6 protein-coding genes are annotated in these 9,097 nt (G+C 68.7%); 3 read left to right on the forward strand and 3 right to left on the reverse strand.

Features of this window, described 5'->3' with window-relative positions; translation table 11 throughout:
• Positions 1–494, forward strand: a 494-nt coding sequence (locus VLF18_RS19270; RefSeq protein WP_325281253.1) for a DUF2867 domain-containing protein, incomplete at its 5' end; no start/stop codon positions are given.
• Between the two features lie 63 nt (positions 495–557).
• Here the strand turns inward: VLF18_RS19270 and VLF18_RS19275 are convergent.
• From VLF18_RS19275 to VLF18_RS19285, 3 genes are all read right to left on the reverse strand, one after another.
• Positions 558–3,449, reverse strand: a complete 2,892-nt coding sequence (locus VLF18_RS19275) for a TonB-dependent receptor plug domain-containing protein (protein ID WP_325281254.1) — start codon at positions 3,447–3,449, stop codon at positions 558–560.
• Between the two features lie 132 nt (positions 3,450–3,581).
• Positions 3,582–4,574, reverse strand: a complete 993-nt coding sequence (locus tag VLF18_RS19280) for an AraC family transcriptional regulator (RefSeq protein ID WP_325281255.1) — start codon at positions 4,572–4,574, stop codon at positions 3,582–3,584.
• A 147-nt stretch (positions 4,575–4,721) separates the two neighbouring features.
• Positions 4,722–6,866: a winged helix-turn-helix domain-containing protein gene (locus VLF18_RS19285; RefSeq protein WP_325281256.1), complete on the reverse strand. Its 2,145-nt coding sequence runs from the start codon at positions 6,864–6,866 to the stop codon at positions 4,722–4,724.
• A 500-nt stretch (positions 6,867–7,366) separates the two neighbouring features.
• On the opposite strand from VLF18_RS19285, the gene VLF18_RS19290 reads away from it, so the two are divergent.
• Positions 7,367–8,737 carry a serine hydrolase domain-containing protein gene (locus VLF18_RS19290; RefSeq protein ID WP_325281257.1) on the forward strand — a complete coding sequence of 457 codons (1,371 nt, stop codon included), beginning with the start codon at positions 7,367–7,369 and terminating at the stop codon, positions 8,735–8,737.
• A gap of 179 nt (positions 8,738–8,916) precedes the next feature.
• A partial coding sequence (locus tag VLF18_RS19295) for a GPP34 family phosphoprotein (RefSeq protein ID WP_325281258.1) occupies positions 8,917–9,097 on the forward strand: 181 nt, incomplete at its 3' end.

Consider the following 9,097-nt stretch of genomic DNA (forward strand, 5'->3'; position numbering starts at 1 on the left):
CGTTCGTGCTCGATCTTCCCGCCGGCGCCGCGAGCGCCGATTCGGCCGGCGAGTGGCTCGCGGCGCTGCTGCAGGGATTTCTCGACAACCGTCCGGTCGGCGTCACGCGCCTGATGCGGCTGCGCAACGCGCTCGTGCGTCCGCTGCGCCTGCGCACGAGCCCGCTCGGTTGCCCAGTGTCCTCGCTGCTGAGCACCGAACCGCCGCGCCGCTTCGCCGCGCGCTTTGCCGTGCTCGACGAACGCATCGGCGCGGCCGATCGCAGCGCGGAAGTGCTGCTCGGCGCCGACGACAGGCATCTGTGCTTCCGCTCGAGCGTGCGCGTGCAGATCCGCGATGACGGCGGCCTGCGCTTCAGCCTGAGCACGCGCGTGCACTGCCGCAATGCGTTCGGCCGCTTCTACATGGCCAGCATCGACCGCGTGCACCGGCACTACATCGCACCGGCGATGCTGCAGCTCGCGGCGGCGTGGGCGCTGCGTTCGCGCGGTTGATCGCCGCACGAACGCAAACGGCCGCCCGGATCCGGGCGGCCGTTCGGGACTGCGACAGACGAATCAGAACTTGACGCTGAACCTCGCGAAGTAATAGCGGCCGACCGTGTCGAACGTCACCGGATCGGTATTGCCGTTCGTGACATTGTTCTGGAACAGGATCGGCGGCTGCTTGTCGAACGCGTTGTCGACGCCGAGTTCGATGCGTGCGTTGATCGGTTCGATCTGATACCCGAACTGCAGGTTGTGGTAGGTCGATGCGCCATAACCCACGACGACGTTCGGAATCGTGCCGTCGGCCGAGTCGCCGCCCGGCCGCAACGTGCCGAGATCGAAGCCGTGGATATAGCGCGCGGTCCAGCTCGCGTCGAAGTTGCCGAGTTCCCAGTTCAAGGTGCCGAGGCCGCGCAGGCGCGCATAGTTGCCGAGCTGGCGGTTGAACTGGCCCGCCGCGTAGATCGTGCCGGTTGCGTTGCCCTGCGTGTCGCGGATCAGCTGGTTGAACTGCATCGTGTAGGTCGCGTCGAGGCCTACGCGGAACGTGCCGATCGGTGTTTCCGGCAGCCGATACTTGATGCTGAAATCGACGCCCTTCGCATCGAGGCGACCGAGGTTCAGCGTCGGCTGGTCGATGTAGAACACTTGGCCGTCGGCTTCGAAGCGATGGATGAAGTCGCAGAGGTTGCCGGCCGTGAAGCACTGCAGCGCGACCGTATTGACGTCGAGCGCACTGATGTTGTCGTTCAGCGCGAAGCGCCAGAGGTCCACACTCGTCGACAGGCCTTCGAGCCAGCTCGGATCGTAGACGACGCCCCACGTGAAGGCCTTGCCCTGCTCCGGCTTGAGGTTCGGATTGCCGGCCACGAGGCCCGTGGTCTGGCCGTTCGGCGGACCGCCGAAGCTGCCGTCGCGCGGCACGTTCTCGCAGGCGCGGTCGATGTTCGCGTTCGCACCGACCGGCGACGTCACGCCGATGCACGGATCGCGGAACGTCGGCGCGTTCGACGCCGGCGCGGCGAACAGGTTCGAGATCGTCGGCGCGCGGAACACTTCGGCGATCGTGCCGCGCAGCAGCACGTCGTCGAGCGGGCGCCACTCGATGCCGAGCTTCGAATTCGTCGAATTGCCGAAGGTCGAATACTTGGAATAGCGCGTGCCGATCGTCAGGTTCAGTGCTTTTGCGAAAGCGACGTCGCGGAGCACCGGAATGAAGGCTTCGCCGTAGAGTTCCTTGACGTCGAAGCCGCCGACGATCGGCGAGGTGCAGGTTTCCTGCGACAGCTGGCAGTTCGTGAAGTCCGGCGGCAGCGAGGTCGTCAGGAAATCCGGCGTGAAGCGCTGGTATTCCTTGCGGTACGAGGCGCCGACCGCAAGGCTGACCACGCCGGCCGGCAGCTCGAACAGTTCGCCGTTCGCATTGACTTCCGCTTCGCGCTGCACGAACAGCGTATTCGTGCGATACGGCGCTTCGAGCAGGCTGAACGCTTCAGGCGTTTCCTCGGGATTGAACGGATTGACCGGCACGCAGCCGGCGATCGGCGCCGTCGGCGTACCGCAGGTCGGCACGCCGTTCGCGTCGATGAACGACGGACCCACGGCTGCGCTCAGCGCCGGCTGGAAGATGTAGCCGCCGAACTGGCGGAACTGCGAGAAGTGGCCGTAGGTGAAATTCGCGTCCCACTGCCAGCTCGTGTCGCCGAAACCGCCGCGCAGGCCGAGATTGATCTGGTCGGTCGTCACCGCGGTCTCGGCACGGCGGTTGCCGATCGCCTGCAGGCGCAGGAAGAACGCGTTGCCCGAATCGTTGTCGCCGCTGCGGCCGAAGTCGATGCCGAACGGGTTGTAGACGTTGTCGCGCGAGATCAGCACGTTGTCGTTGCGCGCATCGAACGGCAGCGGCGCGATCGCGAACGCCGCGCGCGTCTTGTTGTGAAACGCCTCGATGTAGGCCTCGACGTTGTCGGATAGCCGGTAATTGCCGACGACGAACAGGCTGCCGCGTTCCTGCGGCGTCAGCTGCAGATTGCCCACGGCCTGGAAGTTGAACGCATCGGACGCCGGGTCGTAGCACTTGTAGTCGCTGAGCGATCCGCCGCTGCTGCCCGGAATGCGCGTGACCGAGCCGGCGGCGTTGGGCGGGCAGTTGAACTGCGCGATCAGGTCGCTCGGCAGGAAGATGCGGCCGCGCGGCGTACGGCTGGACCCGCCCGCGACGATGGAGCCCGAAGAAAGATAGAGCGCTTCCGCGGAATAGTCGCGATCCGCCGCGGAGACGGCGTCCTGCTTGTTGTAGTTCACGCCGACCATCAGGCTGCCCTTGTCGCTGGTATGGCCCAGCGTCATGGTCACTCCCTTGCGCTGGCCGTCATCGGCATCGGAGATGCCGTAGTCGACCGCGAATTCGATGCCCTGATAGTCCTTGCGCAGAATGAAGTTGACGACGCCGCCGATCGCGTCGGAGCCGTAGATCGCCGACGCGCCGTCCTTGAGCACTTCGACGCGCTCGATCAGGTTGATCGGAATCGCATTGACGTCGGGTGCCGGGCCCGCGAGACGGCGTCCATTGACCAGAATCAGCGTGCGTGCGGTGCCGAGGCCGCGCAGGTCGATCGTCGCCGCGCCGGTGCCGCCGCCGTTGTTGACCGCGCCGTTCGTCGCGGTCGCGCCGCCGGCGATCGTCGGCATGGTCTGGAGCAGATCGCCGACGGTGAGCTTGCCGGTCTTTTCGATCTGCCCCTTGTCGATCACGAACACGGGACTCGCCGTCTCGAGGTCGACGCGACGGATGCGCGAGCCCGTGACGACGATGGTTTCCAGCTTGTCGACCTCGGATCCGGCCTCGGGCTGCTGCGCCGCTGCCGGCAGCGCGAAGCAGCCGAGCAGCACGGCGCCCGCGCCGACACCGGGCGCGGTCAGCGCCAGTCGCACGGCTCGGGGGAGCGAAGGATTGAACATGTGTTTCTCCTGTAATTATTCACAAATCGACCGCAGCGCCGCTGGCCGGTGGTCGAGGCAACGGCGGCGCCGACGCGATCGGTGAGCGCGCAGGCAAGGCCGGCAAACCGGGACGAACCCGGTGCGGCAACGTTAAAAATCTGTGGGTGCGCCGAGTTGCCGCGAGTTGGCAGGCGGCGTTGCGGAAACTGCGAGGCGCGGCAATTCGTCGGCGTCGCAACGTCGGCGGCGCGAACGCGTACCGACCCCGTGCTCGCGCCGCAGCGCCGCGGCGCTGATGCCGAAGCGCTGCTTGAACAGGCGCGAGAATGCACAGCGGTTCTCAAAGCCGCTCGCGCCGGCGATCTCGCTGATCGCCAGCGGCGACGAACGCACGAGACGGCGCGCACGCTCCAGGCGTCTCTCGACGAGATAGGCGTGCGGCGTTTCGCCGTAGACGGCATGGAATGCGCGGATGAAATGCCATGGCGAATAGCTCGCCACGCGCGCGAGTTCGGGAATGTCGAGCTCCTGCTCGCAGCGCGTCGCCATCAGATTGCGCACGCGCTGCAGGCGCAGGAACACATTCTGGCGCTGGGCTAGCGTGCGGCCGGGGCAGCGTTCGATCATGTCGCCGAAGTCGGCCTGCAGGTCGATGATGCTGCCGAGCAGATCGTCGACGCCGCCCTGCAATGCGTAGTCGCCGCGCTGCTGGAGCACCGCGCGCACGACGCGCATCGCAAGCCGCCGCAGCGCGGGCTGCGCCGCGTGCCAGGCCGGCACGAGCCCCGGCTCCGGTGCGAGCGTTCCGCCTGCGCGCATCAGCGCGCGCCGCCAGCCCGGACGCTGCGCGATCAGCGCGATCCAGAGCGCCGCGCCGCGGCCGGTCGCCTGCAGACGCTGATCCGGTTCGCTGACGAACAGTTGTCCGGGCTCGATCGCGAAACCGCCGTCGCCGACGTTGATGCGCAGCTTGCCGCGCAGCGGCAGCCAGATGCAGCCGCCGTCGCCGCCGCTCGCGAGCGTCGCGCCGCGGCCTCCGCCGACGACCGCGAGCAGGTTGTCGCCGCAGCGCTGACGCAGTGCGTCGGTGCCGCCGAGTTCGAGTCGCGCGCCGTAGCGCAGGGTCTCTCCGATGATTCTCATATCGCCTCCTTCGCCGGAATCTGGCGACGAGGAATACGCCGGCGACGGCGCATCGGTCCCGAAATCGTCTGAACCGGCGACGAGGTTGCGCTTAGAAAGCGGTGAAATATCGGCGGGATTTTGCATCGCTGCGCGCCAGTCGCCGTCTCAGCGCCGGTCACGCAAGAACCGCAACAGCGCGATGTCCGTGTCGTTGCGCGTGATGCGCACGAGCACGAGCCGGCGCGCATCGCCGGATACGTCGAAGCTGCGGTGATCGACCGCCTCGCGCGTGCGCCAGACCGTCGCGTCGCTGCCGTCATCCAGGCCGCGGCGACGCAGCAGCAGTTCGTCGGCATCGTCGCCATTGGCGGCGAAGTACCAGAGTGCACCGTTGCGCACATGCCAGGCGAAGCGGTTGCTCACTGCGGCGATCACGGCATCCTCGTCTCCGGCATCGCGCAGTTCGCGCACGCCGGCGCCGTCGGCGCGGCTGTAGTAGATGCGTCCGCTGCGCGGGTCGACGTCGACCGCGGCGACGTTGTCGCGCAGCGGCTGCGCGGCGGCCTGTGCCGACGCGATGCGCAGCAGCCTCGGACTGCGGCCGCCGCGATCGACGACGAGGAAGCCCGAACCGGGCGCATAGGTGCCGAAACGCACGTCCGTCGCGGCATCGGAAACCGCGCGCTGTGCCTGGCTGTCGAGGTCGATCTCGACGAGTTCGCCGCGTCCGTCGCGGCGCCGCGTGACGACGATGCGGCGGCCGTCGGCGCTCCACTGCGGATACAGGAACAGCGCGCCGTCGTTGTGGGTCAGCGCATAACTCTGCCGCGCGCCCGCGTCGTGCAGCCACAGCTGCGGGCTGCCGCCGCGATCGGACACGAACGCGAGACGGCTGCCGTCGGGCGAGAGCACCGCATAGCTGTCGCTGCCCGTCGACGGCGCGATCTCGCCGCCGGCAGCCGCGTCGTCGCCGAGAACGACGCCCTGCATCACCGAGCGCGTGCGCGGCACTTCATAGGCGAGCGCGTCGCCATGGCGCGCGACGTCGGGCATCTGCGCCGGCGCGACGCCGAGCGCGCTCACGCGGCCGTCGGCAATGTCGACGCGATACAGTGCCTCGGTGCCGCCGTGGTTCGATGCGAACACGATGCCGCTGCCGTCGGGCAGCCAGTCGAAACCGCGGATCAGCGCGGAGAGCCGCGTCAGGCGCCGCGCGTCGCCGCCGTTCGTCGCGACGAGATAGAGATCGCCGTAGGGCGAAAGGCCGCGGCGGAACGCGATCGTCGCGCCGTCCGGCGAGAAATGCGGCGCGAGGTCGTGTTCGGTCGGATCGTGGGAATAGTCGAACGGCAGCGGCTCGCCGCCCTCGACGGCGATCAGCGACAGTCGCGCCGTACCGGGTCCGTCGAAGCGCGCGATCGCGAAACGGCTGCCGTCGGGCGACCAGTCGAAACTCTCGAACAGCCCGCGCGCACAGCGCGATCGCGCGCGTTCGACGCCGCCGAGCGCATCCACGGTAACCAGGTCGCATCGCTGCGCTTCGCGCCGCACGAATGCGATCTGCGCGCCGTCGCCCGACCACACCGGCCAGGACTCCTCGCCGCGGCCTTCGCTCGGAAACAACGTCGTCGATGCGTTGACGCCGCGCACATGGACACGCTGACGGCGGCTGTCCGCGTCGATCGCGACATAGGCAAGACGCGACCCGTCCGGGGACAGACGCGGCGTGGTCTCCGCGCCGGGTTCCGCGGTCAGCAGCAGCGGCGCGCCGGCGACGGACGCCGGCGGCGGCGCGTCCGCCGTGCGCAACGCAAACGCCGCGAATGCCGCCGCAAGCAGCAGCGCGACAGCCGCGAACCAGCGCCGGCGCAGCGTCCGCGACGCGTTGGCCGGCGCCGCTGCGCTCATGACCGCGATGTCGTCGACCGGGGACGGATCCGTCAGCGCGGCCTGCGCCGCCGGCTCTTCCCATTCCACGGCGGCGAGCAGGCGATAGCCCAGGCGCGGTACGGTTTCGATGAAGCGCGGTGAAGAAAGATCGTCGCCGAAGACACGGCGCAGTTCTTTCACCGCCTGGGTCAGTACATCGCCGTCGCCCGCCCGCCCGGCCCAGACGCGCGCGAGCAGTTCGTCGCGCGTGCGCGTGACGCCGGGATCACGCGCGAGTTCGAGCAGAACACCGACTGCCTTCGGCGTCAGCCGCTGCGCGTCGCCGTCGCCGAGCACGCGCAACGCGCCGACGTCGACTCGCCTTCCGGCAAGGCAGAGGATGCGGCGCAAACTCGTGTCGGCGAAGACTTCGGGACGCATCGGCTCGATTAACGAAGGCTTTCGTAGTTTGCCGGCGAGGATGCCACAAGTTCGTGGCTTTGGCACAACCTGCGCGCAAGCCGCGCAACAGCCGGCCCGCGATTGGGCACGCGCGCAACACGCGTCGCGCGCGGACGAAAAAAAAGCCACCGCGTCACCGCGGTGGCCTGTAAGCAACCCGATTGCCGCGGGTAGGCGCGGCAGCCGCAGTGTCTCAGGGGAGGCCGGCATGGGAGTTGCGGTTGCTGCGCGCTTGCGCTCGCGGACGACGGGACGCGACCGACGCTGCGCCGCCGTCGGCCCTTAACGCTTTTATTACCCGAAAACACGCATGTTTCCTGCATGCACACGCCGTTGTGACAGCTGTCCAACTGCACGACAATGCGACCGGCACGACCAGCCCCAGACCAGACCATGCTTTCGAGTTCGCCGTTTTTCGTTTCGCCGCCGCGCGCAGGCGCCTGCGCCGCCGATCGCTTCACTCCAGCGCGCATACCCGCATGAAGCCCGCGACGGTTTCCAGCTTCGCGGCGATCCTGGTCCTTGCGCTGACCTTCCTGTTCATTCCCGATGCGGGCGCCGCGACGAAGCGCGGCACCGCGCGCGCCGCGGCCGCGGCGAAGGCGCCGGCGAAGAAACCCGCGGTCAAGAAAGCGCCGGCGCGCAAGGCGCTCGCACCGAGCCGCCGCGCCGCCGCCGCTGCCGCGACCATGCCGGTCGTCGCCGGCGCGGTCGCCGCCAACGCAGGGCTCAGCGTCGCGACCGACATGAATCTCTGGCTCGATTCGATCGAATCGTCAGGCCAGATCGCCGGACTCGCCGTCGCCGTGGTCCAGGGCGACCAGGTGCTGCTGCAGCGCGGCGTCGGCTACGCCGATGCGAACGCGGGCACGCCGGTCACGCCGGACACGGTATTCCGCCTCGCCTCGCTGTCCAAGTCCTTCGCGGCGACGCTCGCGGGCATGCTCGTCGACGACGGATTCCTGTCGTGGGACAGCCGCGTCGGCGGCATCCTGCCGACGTTCGCGCTCAAGGATGCGAGCGCCGCCGAGAAGCTCAGCGTGCGCGACATCCTGAGCCACCGTGTCGGCCTGCCGCACAACTCCTACGATCACCTGCTGGAGCAGGACGAGCCCTACCCGCTGCTCGTCGACCGGCTGCGCGAAATCGATCCGATCTGCGGCGTCGGCGACTGCTACAGCTACCAGAACGTCGCCTTCAGCCTGCTCGGCGACGTGACCTATGCGGTCACCGGCGATTTCTTCTATCACCAGGTCGAGAAGCGCATCTTCCATCCACTCGGCATGACGACCGCGACCTACGGCCGCGACGCGCTCGAATCGAGCCGCGAGTGGGCGCGTCCGCACTCGCGCAGCGGCCGCCGCTGGATACCGTTGCAGCCGCGCGAGAACTACTACCACGTGGCGCCGGCCGCGGGCGTCAACGCGAGCATCAAGGACATGAGCCAGTACCTCATCGCGCATATGGGCGGTCGTCCGGAGGTGCTGCCCGAGGACCTGCTCGGCACGCTGCACCGCCCGGTCGTGGCGACGCCGACGGAAATGACCTCGGCGCCGTGGCGCCGGGGCCGCCTGCGCGATGCGCAATATGCGCTGGGCTGGCGCGTGTTCGACTACGCCGGCGAGCCGATGGTGTTCCATGCGGGCGCCGTGCAGGGCTATCGCGGCGTGATCGCGTTCCTGCCGCAGCGCCGCTTCGGTCTCGTCATGCTCTGGAACTGCGAGACGGCGATCCCGACCGGCCTGCTGCCGATGGCCTTCGACCGCTACCTCGGACTGCCTCAGGTCGACTGGGCCGGCGTCGAGCTGCTCGACCGCAACCGCATGGCTGCCGGCGGCGCCTCGCGCTGAAAACTGTGCGATAGCCGGCTCGACCGTTTCGCGCCAAGCGCTACCATCGGGGCCTCCTCGAGCCAACGCGTGGACGCGCGAATGCCACCGGAAACCCGGAACTGCGATCCGCGTTGCGCCGCGTCGCGATCCCTTGCGCGCGCACAGCCGACCGCTGCGCAACGCGCGGAGCGCGCCTCATGCTGATCGCCGAACGCTTCGTGCTGCTGGCGCTCGACCCGCAATCGGGCCGCATCGTCCTGCCGCATCCGGACACGCGTGCGGACACGCTGTGCGCCGCCGGGCTGCTCGTCGACCTGTTCGCGCAGAAGCGGCTCTCGTTCGACGCGGCGCGACGGCTTGCCGTCGACACGACCCTGC

The organism is Tahibacter sp. (assembly GCF_035481375.1).
In the GTDB taxonomy this organism is placed as follows: domain Bacteria; phylum Pseudomonadota; class Gammaproteobacteria; order Xanthomonadales; family Rhodanobacteraceae; genus Tahibacter.

Excerpts from the sequence above, each read along its gene's own strand:
- VLF18_RS19275 (WP_325281254.1), bottom strand. The coding sequence starts at position 3,449 with ATGTTCAATCCTTCGCTCCCCCGAGCCGTGCGACTGGCGCTGACCGCG.
- VLF18_RS19280 (WP_325281255.1), bottom strand. The coding sequence starts at position 4,574 with ATGAGAATCATCGGAGAGACCCTGCGCTACGGCGCGCGACTCGAACTC.
- VLF18_RS19285 (WP_325281256.1), bottom strand. The coding sequence starts at position 6,866 with ATGCGTCCCGAAGTCTTCGCCGACACGAGTTTGCGCCGCATCCTCTGC.
- VLF18_RS19290 (WP_325281257.1), top strand. The coding sequence starts at position 7,367 with ATGAAGCCCGCGACGGTTTCCAGCTTCGCGGCGATCCTGGTCCTTGCG.